Raw genomic sequence first — 26,178 nt, 5'->3', positions numbered from 1 at the left:
TGACAGATGCCCAAAGGTATTCCTCTCGGCTATCGCTCTAGCAGCTACCGTGCTGTTCTGGCTGTAAATCAATGAGTCTGGAGCCTAGGATGCATCCCGATAAAATCATAGAACGGACCATTTTCCTTACAGGTCACTCATAGATCTCTACTGACAAAGCATCCATCGCATATGAAGTTTCAATATCGGCCTGTCCATCCACATAGCTCAGGGACTGTGACCGTTTTTGTGCCCGTATTTTACCGCTGATCCAGACGGGTTTATACAATTCTTCGATTTCGAACCCTCGTTCGTATCGCACATAAACCATCTGATTGGCCGGAGGAGGCGGTGTGTGAATGCAGGCTCCAACTGTCGGAACCAGAAGGAATTCGACCGCCTTCTGGTCGACAATATCTAGGGGAAGGAGATATCCAGGAAGACGTACGTTCTTCCCCAAAAGGTCAAGGTTCGGTTCACGCGCGGCAATCAACCGTTGGTTCATCACAATTTCGCGTTGTTCAAACAACCAGTCAGGGTCAAGGCCCTGAGATAAAAGGTCTTCGCGGATTTGAACCGCTTCAGCGCGCTTCTCGTCATCCGCACTGTCCGAATTCAGAACCTCAATCCGGTAAAGCATGGCCAATGCATTGATCTGAGAATATTCTAGTGTAGCAAAAGGATCGTGGTAGGGTCGCTCTTCGGGAAGCAGGTCCTGCCAACCTATGTTGCGCGGATCCGCTGCCAGAAGAGGCCCCGCAATCGCAAGGGCGAATAAGATAATCAGAAAATGCGTAATGGTCTTCATTTCAGCGGGTCCTCTTATTCAAAGCCGCACCGACAGTCCGTCGGATAGCGTCATACCGTACACCCTTAGCGCAGGTATTATACTGGCAAGAAGGCCAGAGCAGAAAACGAGGGCTATGAGAAGAACCTCGCGAAAACTCGGCAGGCCAACACCGATGCGAAGCCCAAAATTTGCGGCAAGAACCGGATCTATCGCAAGCGTGAGAGTGCTGAGTGCGATTAATCCAAGCACGATGCCGGCCAACAACAGGAAAGCGGCTTCAAGCAAGATCAGGGAAAAGACACCGACTGGTGTTGCGCCCACGGATCGAAGGATCGCGAATTCACGCCGCCGGTTGTCGAGCGAAGCAGATAACATGACCACCATGCCGATCATTCCAGCCACAGCTACAGCGCCTGCCATCAGACGCAGCGCAGTTTCGGCCGTGCTGGTAATCGACCATAGCTGCAATAGCGCGACGTTAGGAAGAACAGCAGTTAGTGCCTCGTCGCGATGGTCTGCCAGTTGCCGTTGAACGGAAAGCACCGCCGTTTTCTCCTCAAGCCCGGCAAAAATCGCGTTGATGGTCCCCGGTTCATGATCATGGCCACTGTGATCGTGCCCGCCAGAAGTCCTGACAGCTTCCGCCTCGTCTTCATGGTCGCTTTCGTGGGTATTACTGTCGTCATGATCCCGATGCCCTTCTTCGTGCTCGTCAGGGTCGCTGTGCTCCGCATGGTGATCGTCTTGTCCATGGCTTTCGCCATGATTCACATGCCCGTCCGCAAATTCGCTGTCTGCGTGATCTTCATTATGGGAATTCGCGGTGTCATGGTCTTCGTGTTCTTCGGCGGCCTCAGGTGCATCGACCATAACGAACGGGTCCGCAACCTCTGATGCAGTTTCTTCGTGTAAGGCGTCGAAACCCTCGAGCGAAACAAAGACCATTCGGTCGACGGCCGTCCCGGTATGCCCCAGCACGCCGGTCACTGTGAAAGGTGCTTCGTCGTGGACATTAAAGGCAATTTCCCCTGAACCATGGGCATTCACGATTTCAGTTCCTGGCGTGTACCCGAACGCCTGAGCAACTTTTGCTCCAATCACTGCACCGTCTGGAGACCTAAATGGGACACCTTCAGCAAATACCAGTTGCTGGCCGCCGCTGTGACGAAAACGATCAAAATAGTACTCCGACGTTCCAATCACCGGATATCCACGGTGGTTGTCACCCATCATAATTGGAACTGTCCAGCTAATCTGGGGCAGATCTTCGATCATCTCGTAGCTGTCCCAGCTGATACCGGCGCCGGTTGTTCCAACACCAAAAACCGTTGCCATCAAGATCTGCACGTCGTTTCCGCGTGCCGCGATGATCAGGTCGATGCCTGATGCAGAATTGGCAAAACCAGCTCGAGCCTCTGTTCGCAGCCGCTCAACCCCAACAATCAAAGCGACGCTCAAAGCGATGCTAAGAACAGTCAACATAGCAACAAAACGGCGATTGAGAAGGCTTTTTAGACAGAGGTTGAACATCACGAATTGCCTTTGTTAAGCATCGGCAATTCAATGCTCCGGTTAAAGCGTTTCTCAAGGCTACGATCATGGCTGACAAATAGCAGGCTCGTCCCTGATGCTCTGCATTCCTTAAGCAACAGCTGCACAAACGTGTCTTTGGTTTCCTCATCTAGCGCCGACGTAGGTTCATCGGCCAAAAGAACTTCGGGTGCCCCGATGAGAGCCCGCGCAACCGCAACTCGCTGTTGCTGTCCGACACTTAGGGCGCTGGCGGGTCGATTGATGAGCCCTAAATCCTCAAGACCCAACTCACTAAGCAGCCGGGTCGCGGCGGCCTTGGGATCTGACCCCGCTTTATCACGGCGCCGTACGGAAAACCGGCACGGCAGCAGCGTGTTTTCGAGCGCACTCAGCCAAGGCAAAAGGTTAAAGATCTGGAAAACAATGCCCAAATGATCCACACGAAAGCGGTCACGATCACCTCGAGCCAAAGCCCCTACATCCGAGCCCGCAACGCGTACGGAACCCTGCGGCACATCGATTACGCCTGCAATTGCCGAGAGCAACGTGGTCTTTCCGCTGCCACTGGGGCCTCTCATAAACACGCTTTCCCCGGCCTCAAGATCGAAGTTATCGACTGAGAGCACCGGGTCGGGCTGACCGGGCCACCGAAATACCAAGGATTTGAGTTCGACAGTTTTCATTGATGACACAGATGCTTTGGTCAGGTTTTTCAAAGATAATTGAGCTTCTTGGTGACCCAGAAAAGGATCTCTGCCAAAACACCAATGGCTCCGGCCTCGTCTGTCTTGACCAAAGCTGTTCCTGACGTTCCAAATTGCAAGGACTTATTGTCTGCATCTGCAGGTAGTTCAACCAATACGATGTAGCTGGATATCCCGGCTAGTTCCCGCAATGAGGGAAGACCTGATCTTAGATCAACAGTACCTTCGACAGTTCCGACCGGAAAATCGGAAATACGGCCGGTGATTTCTCCACCGGGTTCCGTTCTAAATGCAAGCCGGATTTCGTCACCGACCGAAACATTGGCACGACTGGATTGGGGAAGAGTAGCAATTACTGCAAAGTCTCCGGGTTCGACAAAAGTTATTGCCCCTTGTAGCGGAGTGGCGCGATTACCTGGTCGTAGTGATACAGCCGTGACAACGCCGTTTCCCGGCGCTTTTACAACTGTTTGCTCTAAATGCCAAAGAGCTTGAGCAAGTGCCTGTTCGGCCTCCACAATACCTGCGTCACGCCCGTCGATCTTCGCGGCGATACGCCGCTCAAGGCTTGTCTTCCGGGCTTCTGCTGCGCGGATATTCGCGGTCAACTGGTCGATGGTTGAGACAGCCTCTTGCAGTTGGAACGTGGTTGATGCCCCTCGTTCTTCCAAACGGATGATGTCATCACGACGCTGAATTCCGAAAGTCAGCTGAGCAGTCAAGGATTCAATCTCGGCCTCGGCAGCTGACAAATCTGATACCAGTTGATCGGCAGATGACTTTGCAGTTTCCAAAACAGCTTCGAGCCGGGAAACCTCGGCTTTGAAAACCTCATTATCTATCCGGAATAGGGTCTCGCCCTTTGCGACTTCCTGGTTTGGCTCCACAACGACTTCTGTAATCGTGCCCGCCACGTTCGGAGCAATGTTCGTTGAAACACCCTGAATGGATACCGGGCCAGTCGGAGTTGTGTGGTTCAGCGCACCGATGACCACCAGAGCGATAACAGCAGCTACACCGTAAACCAGAGTTTTCCAGAACCCGTTCCAGGGGAGAAGGTGAAACTTGGAAAAGACCAGCCAGACTATTCCAAAGTAGAGGCCAAGTACGATTAACAAGACTTCATTCCTTCGTGATGTTTCCGGAAAGTTCGAACGACCACCCAAACTTACGAGTGATCGCCCTGTTTGTCATGATGACTTAGTTGTCACCTTGCTCTTCCAACACTTTGCGGTTGGCTTCACGATGGCGCCACGCCGCGCCCATACTCTCTTTCAGATTTTCGGGAAGCGCTTCCAGAGGAACAACAAGGTCGTCATCAACTGGCCACTCTGTCAGCAGCTCAGGATGATATCCCTCGGGATAGTACAGCTTAGGATCGATCTCCATATCCCGCACGTAGGGTTCTTGAATGTCTTCGCGCCGGTGGGGTGGCTTCGGCACGATCAACTGACCATTGCTAAAGTCAAACTGCGGCGCTCGTGAGTTTGGAAACTCGGGCAATATGCCTTCGCGAACCCATATCTGATCTTTGGTGACGTTCACAACGATCCCGTCAGGCGCTCCAAAGTGATAGGGGCCTTTCCAGTGCTCTCGGATCTCCGCTACGGTTTCCTCGATCTGATAGGGGTCATAGCTCATGTGAGTGTTCATCAGAAGCCTGGGTTGCACCAGATTGGCAATGTAGCCGGCCGCATAGCTGGGCGTGTGATGGGTGTCGACGGTATACCGCCCCAGGAAAGGCGGCACGCCTTGAACTCCAGAGGAGATTTCGATGATTTCCTGCTGCTGTTCCGTGACGAAGACATCACAGCCTTTGGCAAAAGGAATATCGATCATGTTGGGTCGACCGTCACCTGTCCAGATGAAGCACATGCCATTCCAGTCCATCCGGTATCCGGACGCACCGTCTTTGGCATGGCTTCTTTGCCAATGTGTGACTTTGACACCGTCTTCGTCATAAATCACGCCGCCGTTGTCACGGAAATCAAACTCGTTGACTTCGATGTCCCAACCTTTGCCAACGGGAAAGACACTGAACGCGTCCCGGTGCCAGCCGGTCATCATTTTCATGCCTTCTACCATCGTTGCGGTGCCGTACTCTTTGGTACGGCCGGACGGGCCGTGGACCGTCAGCTGCTCGTGCCATCCACCGGCCCAGGTTCCGAACATCCACAGGTACGGCAACCCACCAAAGTGGTCTACGTGCAGGTGCGTGATGAAAACATCAGTGATTTCATTCAGTGCGTAGCCACTGGCAATGATGTTCGCTGGCGAACCCTCACCGATGTCAAACATGAAAATTTTGCCGTTACCCAGCTCAACAAGAATCGCCGTGTTCATTTGCCCAGGGCGAATGAATGGGGCAGATCCCATGAAGATAATTCTCATCTCGTTGGGCTGTACATCTTCGGTGCGTGGGAACCAGTTTGCGGCGCTTTTTAACCATGGTTGCGGCGAGATGCCTTCGAAGGTCAAACCCTCTTTCCAACGGCCCATTGGAACACCACCTGACAGCGCAGCCTCGATGTCTTCTTGGGATGAGGGCTCTTGTACCGGAGGGGCCTGACCAAACGCGCTCGTGGCGAGCAATGTCGCCGCAGCAGCGAGCGCGCCAATTGAATTTGTCGATTTCTTCCACCTGTCTTGCAGCATTTTCTTAGTCCTTTGCACGTGACTGGATAAATACAGGAACCACTTCTGAAATGGCTTTAGGGACAACCTGGGAATGGATGACTTCTGAGAGGTGGTCGGCGATTTCCTCGATCAATCCGTCAAGACTTTCGGCGATGGGATTGGTTGTGAATTGGCCTGCTGAATTGCTATTCGCCCAGTGTTTTTCCAACTCATCAGTGAGTAAATCGAAATCCTGGCAGAGCGCGTCAAATCCATTATGGGTCTTCCGCATTTGATGGATGCGGCTGACATGATCCGGGAATGCGAGTTCTAACAATTTGACGTCCGTCATCATCATTAAACCTGGTTCCTTTCTGGGTGCCAGCCTTAGGGTAAAACGCGTATCGCGGAAGGATTACACCGTATAATTAGGGTGACATTCAAATATTCATTTGACAGTATGGCGCTGAAAATACAGCGAAACTTGAGTCTTCAGATGTCTGGCAGCGCTTTGATCCTAGATCCGGAACGACACGCATCCCGTGTCAGGGAAGAGCTTGCTCGGATCTTGGAAAGTGACACATTCGCCAAAGCGGAACGCCTACGGAATTTCCTGAGTTATGTTGTTGAAGAGGCCATTGCAGGTAGATCCGAAGCTATTCTTGGTAAAACGATTGCTCAGGATGTTTACTTCAAGAGTTTTGCCCGTGATGACGGCCACATTAACGTCGTCCGCGTCGATGCAGGGCGGCTACGACGGAAACTTGAGCAATACTATGAGACGTTTGGTGTCGATGACGATCTGCGTATTCACATCGACAGTGGCGGGTATGCGCCTTGGTTCGAGGACTGTTCGAGGTCATGTGAATCGGTTCAAGTTGATCATTCAGCAGTGAGGTCGAGGCCGTATTGGTTGATTGTTATTCCTGCCGTCGCAATAGGGACCATAGCCTTGGTTTATTATTGGGGTGATCGCTCGGAATTGACCGTTGTGGCCAACTCCCAGACACCAGCACGGACACTTGAGCGGAAAGCTTTGTCCGGCAAGTCGCCGGCGGCTGTACAAGCTTCAAACTACTGCGATCAAGGTCGCGGCCTGCTGTTTCCCGTTGCCAGCATCGATAATCAGATCTTGGCCAGCGATGTATTTAGAATGGCTATCAAAGAAGCCCCCGATTTCTATTGTGGATATGCAGGGTTAGCTCACAGCCTGGGAACACAGTCCCTTCAAGCGCGAAACCAGACGGGGCGCGAAGCTCTGAAAAGGGACGCAAGAGCAATGGCTCTGAAAGCAGTGGATATTGCACCTTCAAGTGGCTGGAGCCAATCCGCATTGGCCTGGGTGTCCTATGTCTCTGGAGACTATAATAGCGCCCTGGAGTATTCAGAGCTGGCACAGTCGCTTCGACCTAATGATGGAAACGTTCTGGACTTTCGCGGCATGATACTACTGGTTCTGGGCCATTTTGAAGAAGCCTATACCGTTAGTGACCCAAACCATCCGCGAGAAATCGGAAGTCACCAATTTGCGCATCGTAACATTCACGCCGTAGCCAGCTTTCACCTTGGAAAATTCCGGGAAGCAATCTCGTCTCTGGAATTTGCGAGTGATAGTGGTGACCCTGTCAGCGCGCTCTCTTTGGTCTACATGACGGCAGCCTATCAGAGGTTGGGTGAACTGAAAGAAGCGAAAGAAACGCTGAACCAATTGAAGGGGTCTTGGCCGGAGTTCAATCCAAAGCTGGTTCTGGACGCATTTTACTCTCGCCCTGAATTATCTGAAGGCGTGATTTCCGCTTTGCAGGCGGCGGGATGGGATGTATCGGATTGACCCACTGAGGCGCCACAATCGGTCAATTCAATCGCTTTCGCTAGCTGCTATATGCCTTTCTGGCTTAATCGGTCGTTATTGATGCGGATCGGAAGCGGACTTCGGCAAAAATCGAACAATTGGCGGCTTTGTCCGCAACTCGGGAACTGCAAAGTTTGGTTTTGAAGGTCTGCTTAGGGCTGCGTGCGATTCTTGATCCCGAACAGGCGAAGAGCAGAAAAGTCCCGCATCGCGGTCGTTCGCGACATTCGGGCAAACGTCCGAATTGAGCCCATTGTACGCATTCGTATTTTGTGCAGCATCAGTCGCGAAGGGCGGACATTGGCCGTTCACGGCGCTCGGATCATAGGTCCCGAACGCGGAAAATGGCCTCGATCCGCTGAGAATTGACAACGTCCATTTTCTTACGTTTTTCAATGTGGGGCGAGCGACTTCAAAGCGTCTCTCCGAGCCACGCGCCCCCTCCTTTCAGCGATCCATTTTTCTCATTCTGAACCAAGATGCTCTTCTAGGAAATCAGCGACGCGACGAACCGCTTCGGCGGATTCAGGTGTCTCCGAATGACCGTGGAAGCAGTGTTGCATGGCGTCGTGAACATCCAGAATCGCCTCGTGACCGGCACTACGCAGGACTCCGTACATGCGTATGCCGTCGCTCATCTGAATTTCTTTAGAGCCAGTCTGGACCATCGTCGGAGGGAAATCTCGTCCCTCGAAATTGTCATAGACAGTCGAGTAGCGTGGATCCTGTGCTTTCTCTTCAGTAATTCCCAGCATCGGCCACACTGAGTCGATCAAGTGATCTACGTTAGTGCGTGGATCGTCGTACCGCAGCGTCCATGTCGAGTCGCTGTTGAACGAGAAATCAGTCTGCGGGCTTTGCATTACGGCCGCACCAGGCAGCGCTCCTCCGCGATGCGACATGGCATTTGTCGCCATCGCCACCAATCCGCCGCCCGCGGAACAACCGTAAATTCCGACGTCCTCCGGTTTATATCCCCCGCCCTCTCCGGTCAGAGCATCAAAAACGGCGATCACCTGATCCCGCTGGTCCAAAATGTCCCAGTCGGGGGCGGGCATCAACTTATAGTCGACCGAAACGATGTCGATGCCCATATGATTGGCAAGCGGTGCTGTCCGGTCAAAAGTTGTTTCCGGAGTGTTTCCGTAAAAGGCCCCTCCATGTGCGTGAATTAAGACCTTACCCGGATGGCGGTTCTCGCTGGGCTTGATTGTAACAGTTCTGACACCGCCAATCTCTCGTTCCTCGGTAGTTAAGTTCAGAGTCGTTAAAAGTTGCTTGCCAGCGGCCTCCATCGGGTCGATCAATTCGTCGTGCAACGACTGCCATGCATCGTAGTCCGTCGGATCTGGGTAGCCTTCCCAACTGCTGGTGAGCCAATTGGGCGTCCAGTTAACCATCACCTCACGCATCTCCGGGCTAACAAAATCGGGAATATGCGTTGGAAATGTCTTGTTTCGGTTTGGATCATTGGGGTCGGCGTTGAAGGTCGCAATGGATAGAAGGCGCCGAACGTCTTCGTGACATGGCGCGTTCTGACTTTTTACTTCCAACGTATCACAAGCCTCTTTCAGCGCAGACAATTCTTCGTTCAAACGCTCGACGGCAGTAGTACTTTCCTCAGAATTCAGAATGTCGCCGACACGTGCGTAAGCATCAGACATCAAAGTCCAATGTGATCCGTGGTTTTCTGTATCGGAAACGGCAACGGTGGCAATCCCCGCCAATGCAGCCGAAGCCACAAACGGAGTTTTCCGAGTTTTCATTCGACTTTCCTTTCGTTGGTTATTTTGCGTTCTCATAAGACGTGACCCGGACCTTCATGCCGGGGCGCAATAGGAATTCAGGATTGGGGAATTCGGCGATGCTGTAGCCAATCCCTGTCTCCGGATCGAATTCGAACGGCGTTGATACAAGGCGTCCCCGGTGTGGGAACTCACCACCTTCCGGCAGTTCCAACAACAGTGTCAGGCTGCCCATTACACTGTCGTGGCTTTCGCCTGCGAGGATGCGTTCCTGATGCTTCTCATATGTCCCTTCCACGCGAACGTGGATCGGATCCAGTTGATACAGGGTTCCGATTTCGGGCGAGTCGGCGACGACGTTTGCATTATCGCGAAACCGCGGCGCACTCATCTGGCCGTCGAACGGTGCGTGGATGAGCTGGAGATCTGAGATAGCCTTGGCCTTTTCTGCATTGAGCCTCTTTGTCTCAACGGTCGCTTCGGCGATTTTGACGCGCGCTTTAGCTTGCGCAATCTCGACTTCAGAAACAGAATTGGTGCCCAGCCGCTTCTTTCTGGACAAGTCAGCCTGGGCCAACTCCAGTTCAGCCACGGCCTGCTCGTGAGCCAACTCACCGATTTTGGCATCCCATTGCTTGAAGACCTGGTCGAAAGTCACCAGTAGATCACCTTCTTTGACGAATTGACCTTCAATAAAGTGGACAGTGTCGATCTGGTTTTCGGCGGCTGCCGACACATCCCAGCTTTTGGCTGGCACAACTATTCCTTCTCCTTCCGCACTGAAAACTCCCGGATCACTGCTCTGTGCGTTCACTACGGTCGCGCAAAGCAAGGTTGTGATCAGTGTGGCTCGCAAAAGCTTTCTTGCCACGTGTGTCTCTCTCCTATGTCGGTTTTTTGGTTCCTCTAATGGTTTTTACAAACGGGCGGGATGGACGAGGTGAACCATCCCGCCCATCGCTCAGTTCAGCGTGCTCTTGTAGATCACGCCGTCCTTCATGATGAGGTTGATGGAGTCTATGCCGCGCGCGCGCGGCTCTGCATCAAACCATTTGGGGTTGCCGCCAATAACGGTGATGTCTTCCAACGGGTTGCCATCCACCAGAAGGATGTCGGCATAGGCCCCTTCCTCGATCACACCCAGTTTGTGCGGATAGGGATTGGACCGACCCGAAAGCAGAGCCAGTTCGCCGCCCACGGACGTCATCGCCTTCAGCGCTTCGAAGTTTCCGAATATGTCGGCGAATACCCACTTCTCATGATCTCGCTGCTGCCGGGCTGAAACGCCGTTAGTGTTCACAATGTCCGAGGAGAAGACCATTTTGGGGCGCACCTTCTGCATGATCGACACAAAGTCCTTTGCGTTCTCCTTCATCTCGATGACCCGCGGATACTCAAAGGAATTAGGATTGCCGAACAGCGGGTGTTTGAAGATCTCGTCGCTGACAACCGAGGCAAGGTAGGGGCTGATGAAGCCGCCTTTCTCTTTGAGAAGCATGGCGGATTCTTCTGAAATGAACTGGCCGTGCTCGATGGTCTTCACCCCGAGTTCCAACGCGCGTTTGATCTCCTTGTCCGTGTAGATATGAGCCGCGACATAGACATCCCGAGCCTCGGCTTCCTCGACTGCGGCCAGAATCTCTTCGTCGGTGAATTGTGGCGCGAACATCGGGCTTTTGGCACCGGCGATTCCACCCCCCATCATGATCTTCACGATGGTGGCGCCATAGCCAAATGTCTGGCGCACGGCCTGACGCACCTCATCCGGTCCATCCGCAATCACGAACACTCCGAGTCGGCCGAGATTGTTGTCGCTGGGGTCGGTTTGACCCGCCAATAGGGTATCACCATGGCCGGATGTCTGGGAAATCGTGGAACCCGCCAGATACATGCGCGGCCCTTCCAACAATCCCTGATCGACAACTGTCCGCAACCCGTCATGCATGCCGCCCATGTCCCTGACAGTCGTGAACCCGTCGGCGAACCATTCCTGTGCGGCTTGGGCGCCCATCGCAGGGAAGAGATCCCAGCGTGAGTTTTCCATTCCAATCCGACCACCGCCCATGGACAGGTAGAAATGCACGTGGCTGTCGATCAGGCCGGGCATCAGCGTGCGGCCGCCGCCGTCGATGACAGTTGGCGAAATCTCAACCGTTTTGGACCCGTCGTCACCTTCAACGACAAAGGTATAGCCTGAACCGGCACCGCCACTGATTGGCGAAACCTCAATCGCTGCTTTTCGGGTCTCGACCTCCCATGTTCCGGATTCCGGAATATCTTCGGCGACTTTGTGGATTTTGTTGTCCACGACGAGAACATCGAGATCTTGCAGATCGTCGGTTGTCCCATCAAACACCATGACGTTTTTGAACAAGGTAACCGATGGCGTTTCCTGCTGGGCAAATGCCGCCCCCGCGGTAAGGATGAACGCGGTGGCGACCAAAATCGACGTGGTTCTGGTAAACATGTCATCTCCATGAACGCATGATCGATCTTGAATCGACCTTTTCCTCTCCAGACTATGGCAGCTTCTCATGCGGCATGCCTGACAATCTCCTGAGGTCAGAAATTTTCTTGTTAGGATATGGTCAGGTTTCCCGCATTTTTTCTAGAAAGCCAGAGACAGAGGTGGCATGAGTCCGGGTAGAGGGAGCGAATATGTTCGGGAATCGAAAAACACCCAGAAATTCTGATCTTCCGATGGTTCGAGCAACTGTGTTGGCGCCCGTCATTGATGCGTTGCGAGCGCAGGGGCAGGACTTCGAAGCAGTTTTTCAGGATCTTGGATTTGACGCGGCAATGATGATCGCACCTGAGCATTTTCTGTCACATGAAACTGTATATGCAGCCTTCAATGCCGCATCTGAAGCCGAAGGAGCAGATTTTTGCACACGGGTTGGCCAGTCTGTAGATCTCAAGCGCTTCCTTCCAAAAGGGCAGGAGCTTGCAGAGGCCTTTACGCTGGGTGACTTGTTCACACGCTTCACCCAGATTGTCTCAAAAGAGTCCAACGCAGTCACTCAGTCCTTGGTCGTAGAAGACGAATATGCTTACTTTGCGGCCCGACGGCATTTTCGCTCGTCCGTATCACCTGCCCAAGCCGATGGATTTATGATCGGGATCTGGATTTCACTGCTGCATCGAGTGATCGATTTCCGTTGGGATCCGCGCGAAATCGTACTGCAACTGGCCAACCCTAACGTATTGCCCAAACAGTTTTACGGGGTTACTGGCATTCCGTCCGACGAACGAGGGTTTTCGATACGCTTCCCATCCACCTGGCTGAACCATCGCCTCTCAGAGGACATGTTGGAGAACAACCCCGAGTATCACCCATCAATCATGGAACTTGCTGCCCCGCTCGATTTTTTGACCGGGTTCGAAGACATCGTCCGGTCCCGGTTGTCCGATCCGGCGTTCACAGCGGAAGAGGCCGCGCGCTCGGTTGGTTTGCATCCCAACACCCTGAATGCGCGTCTGTCAGAACGGGGTGAGACAACCTCTAAGGTCATTGCACGCATGAAACGTGAGAAAGCGATTGAACTGTTGGGTGTGGAATCCTGCTCGGTCAGGCACGCCGCTCAGCAACTGGGGTTTTCCGACCCGACTGCATTCTCACGGGCTTTCCGGAGGTGGACCGGTCAGTCCCCACAGGCTTTCAAGCGCTCATATACGGGACCAGAACAATGACCTTAACGATAGTCATTGCGCTTTTGTCTGCGTTCTTCCTGTTGGCGAGTTCAATCAAACTTGCGGGCTGGCAAAAGAGGGTTTTCGAAACGCAGCTGGCGATGTTCGAAAGCTATGGCCTCAATCGGCAGATGATGTTTTTGGTCGGTCTCGTCGAATTGTTCGGGGCTGTCTCAATCTGGTTCCAGGGATCGGGGCTAGGTCCACTCGGGGCGGCTGCACTTTTGGCAACATCCGTCGGCGCCATCTTCTGTCACCTGATCTTTGACTCCTGGAAAGACGGAATCCCCGCAATGATAACAGCGGCTCTTTCTGCATTTGTGCTTTGGAACGGTTGGAGCAGCATAAATTCGGTCTTCACGTGAATTGCAAAGTGCATATGGTTGTCCCAAAGAGACTGTTCTGAAGCAGAAAGCCACCGTTCATGTATTTTCTTCGAAATAGCAATGAGCGCCGAAAGCGCCAGTTGACGCCATCGGGCCGGGCGGCGGGTTTGTCCGCATTTCGGGGTTTGCAAAGCCCGACGATGATTGTCCGCTTCGGGCTGGTTGCGGTCAACCATGCTCATCGCAGAGACTGGTAGTACATGGTTCCGCAGAGCAGTGTTGGGGTAATGCATATCCGGGGCGCTTTGGCTCCTAGCAGGAGAGGCGCTTAGAAGAAGCGCGCACTACTACAACGGCAGTCGCCATATAAGACATCTTATATTAAACATTGGGTAATGGCGGCAGGTAAGCTGTACTAGCGGTCTGGGTCTGTATCGAGTTTGCCCCAGAGATCATCAACCAGATCTGAGAAGCCATCATTCGAGGCCTCCTTGGGCAGTAGACCAGCTCTTCGCCGGCGTTCGACCTCGGCCATTAGTTCTTCCTCTGTGGCTGTCTCAAACACATCACATCGTAGAGCTTCAATCTCGTTCGCTATCCACGACTCAAATTTGTCAGCGTAGAAGCCCAGGGAATACGGCTCGTCATCAGAAATCTGCTTGATAACAGCATTCCAATCTTCGCTCTGGTTCGATTCCTTTTCGACCCTCTCATCTAGTTCGCGGATAGACTTGCGGATCATCGGCAGCAGCTCTGCCTCAACGCTTTCTTCGCCCGCGCCGGTCCCCGCAAGCCAAAGGTCTGCGATCTTGCGGACGAGCGCCCAGACCGTCTGACTTCGAGGGTGGCCTTCAATCTGGCCGCACAGACCTTTTTCTTGAATGCCCAGCTGTTCAGCGGCCCGTTCGTTCATTCGAATATTGTAATCAGACACGTCCGCGAGTTCTGAATCGTTCTCAGCCACAGCTCGGGCGACCTCGTGATCACCAACATAGACAACCACCTTCAACATCCCACTACCCCTTCCTTCGCCGGTTCATCACTCGGTCCAGGTGGCTGTAGTCCAGATCTCGCATTATCCTTTTAACTCGCTCTGGATCGACTTCGCGATCTTTTCCAGCAGTGTGGACGATGTGTCTGACGTAGATCGTCAACGCGACAATGATCACGGCGGATAAGATCAAGCTGATATGCTCCGCCCCCATCACTAAGTCTTCTTCCTTGGGTCTTCGATCCCGAGGTCGTCGAACACGTTGCCGCTACCATCAGTGATCTCGACATCATCGTCCTCAGTCACTAGATCCCAGGTGTTCTCTTTGACCCATTCATCCCGCCATTTGGGCGCATCGGCCGGACGCTGTGCAAAATCGGCGATTTGCTCGAAAATCATTTTGCGCAATGCAAGCCAGACCTCCGGACCCTCTTTGCGACGAGCTTGCAACTCTGCGATCAAGTCATCCAGAGGAACATCCTGTAACGGGCGCCCGAAGATCTCGTCTTCTGAAAAATCATCTGTCATCGCTCAACATCCTCGACACTGATCGTCAAGACTAAGATCTTGTTTGGTTTTTCAGTGATCTCTTTTCCTTCAATCTCTCGAAGTTTGCCGTTCACCAAAGTCTCGCAGACTACGAAAATTGGGATTTCCTCTTCTGTAGTCTCGTCACTCATCTGGTTTACCCTTCGGATCAGGCACCTTTCGCGACCGGATCTCATCCGAGGTAATCGGCTTGGTTAGTTTTGCTCGACCGGCCGCAATTTCAGCCTCCCGAAGCCTAAGCAAACGCAAGGTTTGTTCATCCAGCTCAACGTCGTCGTCATCACCCATCAGACTTCTCCCGAGTACAGTAACAGTGAGAACAGAGCACTTGAGACCTGTCGGCTGTCCGAACGACGTCACCAACGTGGCCACACTCTTGACACGTCACACCGCATCGAAATTCCATCCAGTCAGCGTACTCCTGAATGAGATCGTGGTATCGACTGAAACCGATGGAAATCTTGCCATCCTGGCCTTTCTTAATATCCGAGATCTGAATAGTTCCAGGGGCTAGTGCCCTGAAATCCTGACTGAAGGAAAGCTTGTGGAGTGCTTGCGAAATCATGACGAGCCAGCCCTTTCCGACAGCAGGAACAAGAGATGCGCAATCCGGAGAAACGAGGTCTGGATAGTTTTCCACAATGTCCAGCCTCAGGCTGTCGGGCCAGGATTCTTCGGCGCCCTCAAATCGCCGCCGCAGAGCATCATTGTAGCACCAGCTGCAAAGCATCGTCACAAACCCAAGGATGCTCTGGCGTTGTGCAGAATTAGAACAACCTTCACAGGTTTGCTCAATCTGATCGACACGCCATTGAATCTCTTCACTCGTAGCTTGGTTGCAGCCCGGGCCCCCATAGACGCGCAAGCCTCCCCATTTCTGTTTGATCTGAACGATGGACGGGTGTTCACCACCAAACAGGTCGGGCTGCTCGTCGATCAACCTTTTCACTTTCTCAAGTGCAAGCGTAAGCTGCTCCGCCCACCCGGCACGATACTCACCAAGCTGCTTGAAGACGCTTCCATGAATATCATTCCAGTCGACAACACTGCTCATCACTGACCTCCGGGCCCGCGCCTCTTTGAGATCGTGTGAAACCTCCGCCATAGCAATCATCATACGGTCGACCACTTCGAGGTCATTACACTCGACATGCAAACCCTCGGTCGACCATGTGACGTCAGAGACGTGCGGAGCTGGGTAGTTGTGCGCCATCACCAAACGCATCTCTTCGGCGTACCAGGCGTCAAATGAGCGGAGATCATCTGGCGCTCCATGGTCCTCGATCACACCTCGGACCTTTCCCCGGAATTCCTTCCAGCTCTTTTCGACATCATCCATCAGTCACATTCTCCAGAATTTGGTCTTGTTGAGATGGAAGACCCCTCTCGAGATCTGGCAAGCCGGACCAGCCTTCGGGTGTGCGTCCGAGGCTCTCCTCGACCGATTGTTTGATGTCTTTGAAATCAATTGCGTTCGTGACGTCGCCCGCCATGTCGGACACCTCCTGAGGATGGTAGGAGGCGTCGGAATCGAACCGACTCGTGCACTCTAATCTGGAGCAATTACAAGGATATAAGCCTCGCCCGCATACCAATGCTGCCTCCCACGGATTTCGCGTGGGTTATCGACCTCAGGCCGATATTCGATGGCAGTGGATGCGTGTGTACGTCATGACCGGAAGCTGAACCAGTTCGTATAACCATGTCAAGACGGAGCGTGCTGTACTTAGAAATTCACCGCGTAGTTCTGGGAACCTTCTAGCTTAGCGTGTGCCCGATACACTGATGCATGTTATTTTGCGGGTCAGTACAGCGTCGAGTAGCTCTCAGACAGCGAAGCGATTCGATACCCTGTGATCCGGACTCGAACTCAGAAACTCCGTCGATAGTTCGCTCTGAACCGACGCGCGTCTTTTGATCTGCGTCTTATGCGCTCCGTTCTGGAGAAATACAAAAGTCTTGATCTGACCAAACCTCAGCGGCAGCATTGACCTGCATCTTTCGAAAATGGAGATCCCGGTTGCAAGACATTGTAAGTCTCATTCCATTTAGCGTTTCGAGTCATTTGTGATGATACGTTCCTCACCTGAACTGCTGGCAGTTTCCAGGCGTTGGTATGAAATACTCAGAACCAAGAAGAATACAGACGAGTTGCAGGATTTTCTGTCGAAAGCAGATGAACTACGGTTCGTTGGGACAGGCGAAGGTGAGTTTTGGAGCGGGCAAGCAGTTCGCGATGGGGTTAGCGGATTTTTTGCGGAGATCCCGGCACCCGTCGTTTTCGAAGAAGTTGAAGCTGAGGCCTTCGAAAACGGAGAAACGGGATGGTCATCCTTCGTCCATAAGATTCAGTTTGTCGGCTTTGATGAAGCCGTCTTTTACCGCACCGTCCTGATTTTTGTCCTGGAGGGAGCGGCCTGGAAGATCATCAATCGCCACGCTTCAGTGCCCACTCCAAATATTGAACTCGTGGGTAAGGAACAGCTGGCCATCCAAAAACTGGTTGACGCTGCGCGTGAAGATGGACCCGAGCTGGTCCAAACCGAAGGTTTGGCTTCGGTACTTTTTACTGATGTGGAGGGCAGCACAACGTTAGCGGAGGCGTTGGGCGATCAGCGTTGGTCGGTGCTGATCGAAAACCACTTCCAAGTCTTGGCGGCGATCATTGAGAAGTATCATGGCCAGTTCGTGAAATCCCTTGGAGACGGAACGTTGTCCGTCTTTCCGTCCGCGAAGGAAGCGCTAACGGCCGCTGTCAAGATTCAGAATGCCATTGCATCGGCTGCCGAGGAGCCGTCTTTCGGTGTCCGGATTGGAATTCACACTGGCGATGTCGTGCAATCTCGTGGAGATTTTTTCGGTACTGTGGTCAACAAAGCGTCACGCATAACGACCGTTGGTGCGGCAGGCGAGATACTCGTTTCAGATGCGACACGCGCCATGGTCGGAGGACGAACTGATTTCTCTTTTTCTGAAATAGAACCCAGACTCCTGAAAGGTCTACGCGGTCACCACGTCTTGTATCGGTTGGAGTGGCAAGATTAAGTGTTGGGGGCGCCGTAACTCCGGCAAATCGCCTAGTTTCCTAGGGGAGCAGCACCGCCAGTTGTTTTGAGGTTCGCAGCACACCTCACATCGCCAGCAATTCCCGATGAATTGCGACCATCGCCCAAGTGTCGCGCGTGCAATACGCAACAAGATCAGAATAGACCTTCTCGCGCTCTGGATCATCCGATTCGGTCAGTGTTACGTCCTTCCAAAGGCGAGACGCGCTCGCCCCCTCTTTGATGTCCAGATCATCGTATGAAAGTTCTGGCAAAAACGCTGGAAGAACGGCCTTGATAGAGGCGCTTCCCATGAACGCGGGATCGTTGATCACTTCATCCGCAAACGGCTTCATAAGATCTACAACGCGGGCGTTTAGGCCTTCCAGGAACTCTGCGTGCTCTGGATAAGTTTCCGCCATTTCCGTATTGCGCGATTTTTCGAACGGCGCATACCAAACCACTACAGAACCAACGTCACCTATGTCTTCACGAAGTCTTTTCAGTAAGGCTGGCATCGGATTACTGGAGTCACGGTGGAGATACTCCCTGTGCTCGATTTCTCCGTCAGGCTCATGCTGGGTATGCAAGGAATACTGGAAAGCCACTTGCTGATAGGGACGCGTTCCGTCCCAAGGTGGCAGCAAACTTTGAGACGTCTCGTAGTCAAAGTAATAAACCGGATAGACAATCTCGCTCAGAAACCTGCTCAACCCCTGATGATCGATAGTGCGTGCACGGTTCGCTACTGCTCTCAAGTAGCGCTGTGTCGACTTGCCCAACACAGATGGATCGCTGATCTCGTCAATCTTTGTGATCCCGTTTGCGATGAGTTCGGAGGCTTTTTCCGCGTTCATGAACGGAAGGCGGTGGATGCTGTCTTGCACTAGTGGAGGGTCTAGCTTCTCGCGGATCTCCAGCCATTCACCGTAGGATTTAAGGCGCGCACGTTCAGGGGACGGATCAGGCATCGTAACGCTGGCAATGACCCTCAATGCCTGATCGATACGCGTGCGTGTTTTTTCGAGCTGCTCAGTCACCGCATCCGTGATGTCAGTGATGCCGACAAGCTCTTGCGGATTGATTTCGCCGTTTCTGACGTAATCACGGTTCACATGTGCCACTTCGCAGCGCGCAATGGGGAACCCGGCTGCCTCAAGCACGACACGCTGGAAGGCGAGATCAAAGGTGTGTTCGGGCTTTGCAGATGTCCCGCTCTTGATCTCTGTCAGAACGTACTCATCGCCACTGCGACTCACGATGTCGGAGATGCAAGTTATGGTTCCATCTTCATAGCGTCCTTGAGCCACGGCGTTCGCACCATCTCTCCAAGCATCCAGAGTGCGCGCGGGCAGAGCTTGGTATTCTGAAAAATCTGAAAAGCCGAGTTTTTCGAGATCTCCAAAAAGCTCCTCCGCGTAGGGCTCAAACGCGTGCCCCTCGTCAAAGCGCGCTTGCAATGAGGGGTCAATCGGCGGCAACAGATGCCTGGCGTGCTTCTTGATCCATAGCCAGGCGGGGTGCCTGAGAAACAACATATAATCAGATTTGGATAGCATCGTATTATTTGCATTCCAGAATTGATGAAACCAGTGGAAGACCATCGTGGCCAGCTATTGAGAGTAACTCTTCATTGGTGCAGTCGGCGTCACCACTCTACCAAAGCCTCATGTAAATCGTACCGATAGCTCGGCGTCCATCACGCCACCAAAACCAGCTGACCATTCTTCACTTGGAAACACTGGCCATGCGTCTGTCAAAGTACCGGTTGTTACCAGCTCGCCTCCCTGAAGCTGGTCGGCTTCGGAGAGCAGAGACACAAGATGAGCCAGGACTTCAATTGGGCCTCCAAGCGCGTTTTCACCTTTGCCGGACTCGATGGCCTCGGCGCCCTTGAACAATGCTAGTGGCACTTCGGCTAAGCCGGTCAAGACATCATGCGTAGCCGCGATTTTGTCGCCAAGAACAAGGCAGCCGTGCAATCCTTGTGCTGCGATTGAGTCTTCGACCGAGAATTTCCAGTTGGGATAAATCGATTGAACTATTTCAAACCCAGGGGCCACCCACTCCACGCAACCTGCCAACTGCTCATTGTTCATTTCAGCTGTTGGTGCATGTTTAAGGCCCAGAACGATTTCTGGCTCGATTCTCGGTTCTGAATACCTTGCCAAGTTTACCGACTGATCAGTCGAAAACAGCCCATCTGCGTAGACCTCTCCCCAAATGGGTTGATCTACACCATAAACAGGCCAAATCGTGCGGTTCGTGAAGCCGACCTTCCGGCCAACTCTCTTTTTGCCCTGAAGCTCTCGGACGCGACTTGCAATCGAATATGCTTCATCCAGCGTTAGCTGTTCGGCCTCTGAAGACAGTTTAGATATCTGCTGGGCAGAGGTCAGGGCATCAGCGATTGTCTTAGCGCTAGCTTCAATATCTCTTGTCATATTCGCATTATACCTGCCGAAGGCTGGATTGCGATGCAAGCGAGGTCCATCAGGATTGGCTCAAGATTGGACCACTGGTCGCAGGGGTCGACGTAACCGATTTACTTCTGCGGATCACCTGTTCGGCTCTGGTCATGCACGCTAATCGAGACAGGATGCACAGTGTAGAACAAGGTAGGATATTCGCCTCCGGCATCGAGAATGCGCGCTTTATTGGCCTTGAGACAGCAAACAATACGATGCCAGATTATGATCCTGCCTGGCCTAAAGCCCTAGTGGAAATAGAGCATTTTTTGAATTCAATTTGAGCAGTGTACCCAGCCCAGAATGGGCAGCTAAATACGGAATATAGCAATTCAGAAAAATTGTGACTTCCAACCAGCGGCTACTCAATTGCAGTGCGAAATGTTGAGGTAAGTCGTTTGTTCAAACCGTGATGAGGCTCGGCAGAGGAACCGTAGTGCAACTCCGCCAAGGCAGCGATGTCATTGAAAATGACTACGGAGCCGCCCTCTTCATTCGCATAAACCAGTAGTTTTTGGCAAAAGGCATCCAAACCAATTTCCGGAAAGCCCGCCATTGCCACGCCACCGGGTGCTGGTCCGCCGAACAGCAAGAGAACCGTATCCGGCAGCGCCACCCCCTGTTGGGAAGCTTCCGTTGCAAAATCGATTTCCCCAAACCAGACAGTATCGTCCTGCCCCATTACGGCTGTCCTGAGACGTTCGACTGCCTCTGGTACGCTGCGCTGAGATCGCAGTTCGATGACCCCATAGTCGGCAAACAATTCGCTGGTTGGCGCTGGTGCTGCATCCAAGCCGTTCAGAACTTCGAGCAGCTTGCTCTCAAATGTATTTAACGCTTGGGTGTCATTCAGACCATGCCGCACTTTGAGAAACTGAGAGTCTGTATAGGCGATCTGCGGGCGATCATCCTGATCGAATGAGAGAACGCGAAAAGGAAGGTCCAGACCTGCTCGTACGTTCTCTTCCAGAATGGGCGTGTTTATCTCTGGATCAGAGAAAATGAGTACACGTGATGCTGGCATTTCTACGCCTTCAGCTTTGGCCAAACGCGCGTGATCTATCGATGCGATTGGAGTAGCTCCCGCTTCGACAACGGCAGTCTCAAGCTCTAAAAAGTTTTTGTCCACCGCAGTCTGAACAGATGACGATTGTGCAAGACCGGAGGTCGAAACCGACGCGGTTGTAATCATCGAGAGAACAAAGAAAAACCTCAGCACTTTAACACTTCCTGTTTCATTGTACTTTTCTCAGGGAAACCGCCGCCAGAGCTGCAAAAGCTATCTCGGCCGCAAGAAAAAATAGAAGTACCCCGTTTGGAACTCCATCGATAAGAATGCTTAGCATGCGTCCAACTGCCAGTCCCGACATAAACAAAAAAAGAACCCAAAGCGCCGGTTGTTGTAAATCTGGTTTCGCCACAGCCGCTAACCAAAACAAAGCGTTTGCCAGATAAAGACCCATAATCGCTCGGAACACGTGGGTTTGGTTCGTCCCTTCCACAGGAAATCCCAGCAAAACTGGGATCGAACTGCCGGGCATCAGACCGTATGATAACGCAATTGGCACGAGGCCGACGGCAGCAAGCAAAAGTACCAATCTAGCACTCATGGAGGACTCCTTCTCGTAGAGGTTTCGCTCTTTTGCGAATTCCCAATCGGTTTTTTGAGGCAACCGATGATTCGAGCCGGATGCCCAAACAGCAATCAGAAAGGCATATTGTATGCCTCATTAACCTTCTGAGAGATGACACCTTCGGTTGATGTCTATTCTTCAACTTAACCTTGGTTGGAAACCAGCTTCCCACTCGGAAGAATTCCTCTAAGGTTTCTAGATGTGCCTTTACCAGACTGGCGCTACTGCTGCTTTCGTTTAACCGAGATAATGCATCCAGAGTGTTTTGGATGCCGTGCAGGGACATCTCGTGCCATAGCGTCCACGTTTCCGAGGTGCCGCAACGCTCCGTTGTTGAGCAATACGCCTCGCCCAGCATCATACCGGCGCTGTCCGAATCCGCTGGCAACACATTCCCAGTTTTCCTTGGCCGCCGCGTTGCGGAATCTCGGTAGGTCGTGCGGGTCATGCCGTCCCGGTGTCGCTGCGACGTGATCGTGTTTCTTTGAGTTGCTTTGGTGACTTAAGTAGTGGGTCACTTGTGTTGAGCCAGGTTGCTGAACAGCACCGGTTGTTGGCCTCGGCCTAGGGCGCATGATTGTCACGACACCTTGTGGATTCTTATGTCCTGGGACGGCTACGTGAGTTGCCATAGGTCTTGGTGTCAACTGTGGAACCTGGCCAGGAACCGCTATGGGAACCTGATTAGGAGTCGCGGTCGGGACGAGCGGTGGCACAGCAGTTTGACCGGAAGGCTGAGGCGGGACCTGACCAGGAACGGCGACTGGTATTTGGTTTGGTGTTGCAGTTGGCACAAGGGGCGGCACATCAGGCTGAGGCGGAACCTGGCCAGGGACAGCTATCGGAATTTGATTGGGAGTCGCAGTCGGAACTTGCGGCGGCACAGCAGTTGGCCCGGTAGCCAATGGCGGAACCTGATTGGGAACGGCTGTCGGAACCCGGTTTGGTGTCGGATTTGGCACCAAGGGTGGAGCTAGGGTTGGTGCTACGATCGGCGTTGGAACTTGACCGGGAACCGCTATTGGCGTTGCGATAGGAACCCGACCGGGAATTGCGTTCGGGACCGCGCCCGGCGCAAGGACAGGCACAACAACGGACGTGGGCGTTTGCTGCGTTCCCTTAGGCGGCAACTGATTTGCCACCGGCTGAGTTGGGCCAGTAACTTGATTACCTGCCCCTTGCCCACCAGCCTGCCCGCACCCTTGGCTCGACTGGTGTGGGTTCCCTACGCCTCGGCACCACCCGTAGTGATTTCCCTGCGCGACGACCTGCGTAGCGGCCAGTTCTGCAAACAAACAAGCTGCTGCAAGCAAAGCAATGCGGTTCCGTTTCATAACATCCTCACCAACTTGTTGTCAGAGCAAGATACGCGCCAGGATCGCCAGAGTCGGTCAAAGGGCCGTCTCTCAAAGGGACACCTACATATCCGGACAGGAATAGGTTTCGCTTAAACTCGATGTCCAAACCCAGACCTGTTGAGGCCAGTGTAGCATTATCAACTTCGAAACTCGCAGGGTCATTGTTCGAGATGTAACCCACGTCGAAAAAGGCAAAGGGTGTTAAGCGATGTATGCTCTGGGAACTGGGGAAGTAGGAATGAGACACTTCGAAAATCGCGGAAATCCCGGAATCACCATCCACTTCGTCAAAACGATATCCGCGCAAAGCATAACGATCACCGAGGAAGTACTCCTCGACTGAGGGCAGCCGGTCTGTTGTGTACTGCCCCCAGATCTCGGTGCGCCAAGCTGTGTTGGGAGACAAACCCGTTAGCGGGCTTTCGTATCCGACGCCGCCTCGTAGATGCCAGAACGAAGAGTCCCCGTCGTCAAAACTTGCGTCTGTGGTGTCGTTGTCATTGTCACCAAAAGATAAGGTTAGCCCCGCTTCCAGAGCTTGTCCTTTTGGGTAGTTTTGCCCGTAAAGATATGTAAGGCCAACGACACTCGCGTCACTAGACAATGGAACGCCGCCGCTGACTGAGTCCGCTTCGGAAATGCGGTAATCCAGCAGAAGATACCCATAGCGGGCCACATCGCGGATCACGGGGTAACCCATCGCGACTGTGAAGTTCTCGCCGTCAATATCTGTTCTTGCAAAGTCCCCCGAGAGGTCACGTTTTGCGTTTATGTTCCCGTAGAAGATCTCACCGTACAGACCATTGCTGTTCAGCGGCGTGCGATAGGTAAGAGCGCCCCATAAAGAGTGTTCATCGTCTTTGTCCCAATTGTAATTGCCTGATCCCTCAAATCGCAGCAAATCCCCGACGGTCAGCGTTGAATAAAACTCTTGTACGGCATAGAAGCTGAGCGCTTCTCCAAGCTCACGCGGAGGGTTGTCGAGTGTCGCACTACCGGCTTGTTTGCGCAGAGGCTCTCCCAATACCCTCAGCCGCGCACCAGCTTGATCCGGGTAATCAAGTTCGGTCGACACGTCCAAGTCGGGTATGTCCTCGGCCAACATAACGGCCCGCTCAAATCGTTTGAGAGTTATTGGATATGCGGTGGTGAGGGGGCGAAAGATCTTTTCCAAAGTTTGGAACGTGCGCGTATCTACACCTTCGATTTCGATGGTTTGAATACGCCCTTCATCGACAATTATGCTCTGCCCATCGGGACCAGGCCAGGCCTCAGCCAAGAAGTAACCGTCTTCTCGGTAGATCTGAGTGATCGTTGATGCGACCTCCACCGCTGTGATGCGCCCTGACCGATTAAAGGCCAACTGACCGGCAAACGTTAACAGCTCATCCGTATCATATACCGTTGCGCCGCTGACAGAATGCCGGGATGCGACGTCCCAGGTTTGGGCACTGCTACTTTTGGGAACTGATGCAGTGGCCACAAGAGTGCAAGTGATCGCAATTACAACCGAGTTGGTTACGGGCATTTTTGACAACCTTAAGGTGACTGAGCATATTGAAACCCGATGTTATTACGTGGTTCGCATATGTGAACCTGACGCTATTCGAATACATTGATGGGTGATGTTTTTTAGAAACATATCGAACAGAGCGCAGAATTACTTAGTACGCCGCACATACGGCGGCGCTCAATTACAAAACCCGCTTCTCAACCAGTTAGAGTAGAGAACTAGTAGGACAGTCCTCACAACTCCGGTTGCTCAAAAACATAAAGCCGCGATTTCTTGGCATCGTCCGTCAAGATATAGAGAAGCCCTCTGGTCTCATCGAGAGCGATCCCTTCGGGATGTTTAACTTCTTTTTGTTTTCCATCTTCTGTGAACGTCAAACTGATAGACTTTACTGATTTGGATTTTGGATTGTAGACGAAGATCTGACGGCTTTTGTCACTCACAATCCAAATAGAACGCGAGGACCGGGACCATGCCAGGCCACTCAAATCCAGTTCATCATCATCTACACGCTCGGAGATAAAACCTGCATTGCGGGCTAAAGGAATGATCTCAATAATTTCGTCTAGCTCTGGTGATAACACCATTAACAACCTTGGTTGTCCCTCAATGCCAACGAAGACCCGCCCAGATTCCGGGTCAACGGCGATGCCTTCGGGGCCCTTGTTCAAAGGGTTGTCGATGAGTAAAGCAGCGGCGGTCGGGTAACCTTTGAGAGATGCGAGAGGTATTGTAGTCAGTTGAATGGGGTCAGTTGGGTGAACGACTAGGATTGATCGGTCAGTTTCTTGAAGCACCAAGACAGATCCATCTTTTCGAGGTGCAACACCCTCCAAATCTGATCCTGCCAATGCTGGCAACTTGAAAGAGTTTCCTAATACCCCGTCGACACCGAGTAGGTGCAGTTTAGGTTCGGCATCACTTACAGACCACAAGAAGCCTTCAGCGTTAGACATTGCTAAACCGGAAGGCTCTGAAAATCCCTCTGATTTGTCTGCCACCTTGAATTTATCGACCAGAACCAAACCAGCACTTTCGGCGCAGGCAAAATCGGTCCAAGGCAAGAAGGCTGCCGAAACCAAGCTGGCCGCAACAGCGAGTCTTCTAAGATTGCAGAAACACCGTGAAATTTCAGCTTTTGACGAAAACAATCTGTTTTCTGTCATTGGATTCTCTCGCGCTTGGACCACATCCCTGTATCAGCGTTCGTATCACAGTCCGGACACGATGTCCGAAGAATGCACTGTAATCTCTTTACCTGATCCCGCCTGTTGCGATTGAATTGAATAGGGCACGATGTGCCTTTGGCGGAACGCAATCTGCTAGAGTAAGCAGGAAGGAAGTTAAGTTGAACAAGACTTTCCCACTTATGGCAGGGTTATTGAT

At 52.7% G+C, this 26,178-nt stretch carries 26 protein-coding genes and 1 tRNA gene; 5 read left to right on the top strand and 22 right to left on the bottom strand.

The window, feature by feature from the left end; translation table 11 throughout:
* Nucleotides 1-133: 133 nt before the first annotated feature.
* From ACR0MQ_RS22535 to ACR0MQ_RS22510, 6 genes are all read right to left on the bottom strand, one after another.
* Nucleotides 134-787 carry a DUF3299 domain-containing protein gene (locus ACR0MQ_RS22535; protein ID WP_480611161.1) on the bottom strand — a complete coding sequence of 218 codons (654 nt, stop codon included), beginning with the start codon at nt 785-787 and terminating at the stop codon, nt 134-136.
* An 18-nt stretch (nt 788-805) separates the two neighbouring features.
* Nucleotides 806-2,251, bottom strand: a complete 1,446-nt coding sequence (locus tag ACR0MQ_RS22530) for an ABC transporter permease (protein WP_480611158.1) — start codon at nt 2,249-2,251, stop codon at nt 806-808.
* A gap of 47 nt (nt 2,252-2,298) precedes the next feature.
* On the bottom strand, nt 2,299-2,985 hold the full coding sequence (locus ACR0MQ_RS22525) for an ABC transporter ATP-binding protein (RefSeq protein WP_480611155.1): 687 nt from the start codon (nt 2,983-2,985) through the stop codon (nt 2,299-2,301).
* 29 nt (nt 2,986-3,014) lie between these two features.
* Entirely contained in the window at nt 3,015-4,124 is a 1,110-nt protein-coding gene (locus ACR0MQ_RS22520) for an HlyD family secretion protein (protein WP_480611152.1), read from the bottom strand.
* Nucleotides 4,125-4,206: 82 nt separating this feature from the next.
* Nucleotides 4,207-5,661 carry a guanitoxin biosynthesis MBL fold metallo-hydrolase GntH gene (gene gntH, locus ACR0MQ_RS22515; RefSeq protein ID WP_480611149.1) on the bottom strand — a complete coding sequence of 485 codons (1,455 nt, stop codon included), beginning with the start codon at nt 5,659-5,661 and terminating at the stop codon, nt 4,207-4,209.
* A gap of 4 nt (nt 5,662-5,665) precedes the next feature.
* A complete protein-coding gene (locus ACR0MQ_RS22510) occupies nt 5,666-5,974 on the bottom strand; it encodes a hypothetical protein (protein ID WP_480611146.1) in 309 nt (102 codons plus the stop codon).
* 108 nt (nt 5,975-6,082) lie between these two features.
* Between ACR0MQ_RS22510 and ACR0MQ_RS22505 the strand changes: the two genes are divergently transcribed.
* Nucleotides 6,083-7,453, top strand: coding sequence for a tetratricopeptide repeat protein (locus ACR0MQ_RS22505; RefSeq protein ID WP_480611144.1), 1,371 nt, complete (start codon nt 6,083-6,085; stop codon nt 7,451-7,453).
* Nucleotides 7,454-7,938: 485 nt separating this feature from the next.
* Here the strand turns inward: ACR0MQ_RS22505 and ACR0MQ_RS22500 are convergent, their stop codons facing one another.
* The 3 genes from ACR0MQ_RS22500 to ACR0MQ_RS22490 all read right to left on the bottom strand — a co-directional run bounded on the left by ACR0MQ_RS22500 (nt 7,939) and on the right by ACR0MQ_RS22490 (nt 11,686).
* Nucleotides 7,939-9,240 (bottom strand): alpha/beta hydrolase, encoded by a 1,302-nt coding sequence (locus ACR0MQ_RS22500; RefSeq protein WP_480611141.1) that lies wholly within the window; start codon nt 9,238-9,240, stop codon nt 7,939-7,941.
* Between the two features lie 19 nt (nt 9,241-9,259).
* Nucleotides 9,260-10,090 carry an efflux RND transporter periplasmic adaptor subunit gene (locus tag ACR0MQ_RS22495; protein ID WP_480611138.1) on the bottom strand — a complete coding sequence of 277 codons (831 nt, stop codon included), beginning with the start codon at nt 10,088-10,090 and terminating at the stop codon, nt 9,260-9,262.
* Between the two features lie 90 nt (nt 10,091-10,180).
* Nucleotides 10,181-11,686, bottom strand: a complete 1,506-nt coding sequence (locus ACR0MQ_RS22490) for a metal-dependent hydrolase family protein (RefSeq protein WP_480611135.1) — start codon at nt 11,684-11,686, stop codon at nt 10,181-10,183.
* A 191-nt stretch (nt 11,687-11,877) separates the two neighbouring features.
* Here ACR0MQ_RS22490 and ACR0MQ_RS22485 point away from each other — a divergent pair, with 191 nt between their 5' ends.
* Nucleotides 11,878-12,909 (top strand): helix-turn-helix domain-containing protein, encoded by a 1,032-nt coding sequence (locus ACR0MQ_RS22485; RefSeq protein ID WP_480611132.1) that lies wholly within the window; start codon nt 11,878-11,880, stop codon nt 12,907-12,909.
* A complete protein-coding gene (locus ACR0MQ_RS22480) occupies nt 12,906-13,274 on the top strand; it encodes a DoxX family protein (RefSeq protein WP_480611129.1) in 369 nt (122 codons plus the stop codon). Before ACR0MQ_RS22485 ends, ACR0MQ_RS22480 begins: the two co-directional genes overlap by 4 nt.
* A gap of 376 nt (nt 13,275-13,650) precedes the next feature.
* Here ACR0MQ_RS22480 and ACR0MQ_RS22475 read toward each other — a convergent pair whose 3' ends face one another.
* From ACR0MQ_RS22475 to ACR0MQ_RS22445, 7 genes are all read right to left on the bottom strand, one after another.
* Complete coding sequence (locus ACR0MQ_RS22475; protein ID WP_480611126.1) at nt 13,651-14,247, bottom strand: hypothetical protein; 597 nt, start codon at nt 14,245-14,247, stop codon at nt 13,651-13,653.
* Nucleotides 14,248-14,442: 195 nt separating this feature from the next.
* Nucleotides 14,443-14,754 carry a hypothetical protein gene (locus ACR0MQ_RS22470; protein WP_170399866.1) on the bottom strand — a complete coding sequence of 104 codons (312 nt, stop codon included), beginning with the start codon at nt 14,752-14,754 and terminating at the stop codon, nt 14,443-14,445.
* On the bottom strand, nt 14,751-14,906 hold the full coding sequence (locus ACR0MQ_RS22465; RefSeq protein ID WP_480611123.1) for a hypothetical protein: 156 nt from the start codon (nt 14,904-14,906) through the stop codon (nt 14,751-14,753). Before ACR0MQ_RS22465 ends, ACR0MQ_RS22470 begins: the two co-directional genes overlap by 4 nt.
* Entirely contained in the window at nt 14,899-15,063 is a 165-nt protein-coding gene (locus tag ACR0MQ_RS22460; protein WP_170334772.1) for a hypothetical protein, read from the bottom strand. Before ACR0MQ_RS22460 ends, ACR0MQ_RS22465 begins: the two co-directional genes overlap by 8 nt.
* Complete coding sequence (locus ACR0MQ_RS22455) at nt 15,056-16,114, bottom strand: hypothetical protein (protein WP_480611120.1); 1,059 nt, start codon at nt 16,112-16,114, stop codon at nt 15,056-15,058. Before ACR0MQ_RS22455 ends, ACR0MQ_RS22460 begins: the two co-directional genes overlap by 8 nt.
* Nucleotides 16,107-16,268 (bottom strand): hypothetical protein, encoded by a 162-nt coding sequence (locus ACR0MQ_RS22450; protein ID WP_480611117.1) that lies wholly within the window; start codon nt 16,266-16,268, stop codon nt 16,107-16,109. Before ACR0MQ_RS22450 ends, ACR0MQ_RS22455 begins: the two co-directional genes overlap by 8 nt.
* A 19-nt stretch (nt 16,269-16,287) precedes the next feature.
* Nucleotides 16,288-16,381: transfer RNA gene (locus ACR0MQ_RS22445), tRNA-OTHER, on the bottom strand.
* A 464-nt stretch (nt 16,382-16,845) separates the two neighbouring features.
* Here ACR0MQ_RS22445 and ACR0MQ_RS22440 point away from each other — a divergent pair.
* Nucleotides 16,846-17,820, top strand: coding sequence for an adenylate/guanylate cyclase domain-containing protein (locus ACR0MQ_RS22440; protein ID WP_480611114.1), 975 nt, complete (start codon nt 16,846-16,848; stop codon nt 17,818-17,820).
* Between the two features lie 85 nt (nt 17,821-17,905).
* On the opposite strand, the gene ACR0MQ_RS22435 is transcribed toward ACR0MQ_RS22440, so the two are convergent.
* The 4 genes from ACR0MQ_RS22435 to ACR0MQ_RS22420 all read right to left on the bottom strand — a co-directional run bounded on the left by ACR0MQ_RS22435 (nt 17,906) and on the right by ACR0MQ_RS22420 (nt 21,897).
* Nucleotides 17,906-19,300: a DUF2779 domain-containing protein gene (locus ACR0MQ_RS22435; protein WP_480611111.1), complete on the bottom strand. Its 1,395-nt coding sequence runs from the start codon at nt 19,298-19,300 to the stop codon at nt 17,906-17,908.
* A 186-nt stretch (nt 19,301-19,486) separates the two neighbouring features.
* The gene (locus tag ACR0MQ_RS22430) at nt 19,487-20,263 is read right to left on the bottom strand and encodes a 2-keto-4-pentenoate hydratase (RefSeq protein WP_480611108.1); all 777 of its coding nucleotides are present in this window, start codon (nt 20,261-20,263) and stop codon (nt 19,487-19,489) included.
* 385 nt (nt 20,264-20,648) lie between these two features.
* Nucleotides 20,649-21,506 carry a DUF302 domain-containing protein gene (locus tag ACR0MQ_RS22425; protein ID WP_480611105.1) on the bottom strand — a complete coding sequence of 286 codons (858 nt, stop codon included), beginning with the start codon at nt 21,504-21,506 and terminating at the stop codon, nt 20,649-20,651.
* Nucleotides 21,507-21,522: 16 nt separating this feature from the next.
* Nucleotides 21,523-21,897: a DUF4345 domain-containing protein gene (locus ACR0MQ_RS22420; protein WP_010443491.1), complete on the bottom strand. Its 375-nt coding sequence runs from the start codon at nt 21,895-21,897 to the stop codon at nt 21,523-21,525.
* 733 nt (nt 21,898-22,630) lie between these two features.
* Between ACR0MQ_RS22420 and ACR0MQ_RS22415 the strand changes: the two genes are divergently transcribed.
* Nucleotides 22,631-22,822, top strand: coding sequence for a hypothetical protein (locus tag ACR0MQ_RS22415; RefSeq protein ID WP_010443492.1), 192 nt, complete (start codon nt 22,631-22,633; stop codon nt 22,820-22,822).
* Between the two features lie 440 nt (nt 22,823-23,262).
* Here ACR0MQ_RS22415 and ACR0MQ_RS22410 read toward each other — a convergent pair whose 3' ends face one another.
* Nucleotides 23,263-24,807, bottom strand: coding sequence for a ShlB/FhaC/HecB family hemolysin secretion/activation protein (locus tag ACR0MQ_RS22410; protein WP_480611102.1), 1,545 nt, complete (start codon nt 24,805-24,807; stop codon nt 23,263-23,265).
* Nucleotides 24,808-25,025: 218 nt separating this feature from the next.
* Nucleotides 25,026-25,958, bottom strand: coding sequence for an SdiA-regulated domain-containing protein (locus ACR0MQ_RS22405; protein WP_480458135.1), 933 nt, complete (start codon nt 25,956-25,958; stop codon nt 25,026-25,028).
* Nucleotides 25,959-26,178: the final 220 nt, after the last annotated feature.

This window comes from Ruegeria sp. AN6, from assembly GCF_056540425.1.
The sequence above is the reverse complement of the archived record's forward strand: the minus strand, read 5'-3'. Positions and strand labels throughout refer to the sequence as shown.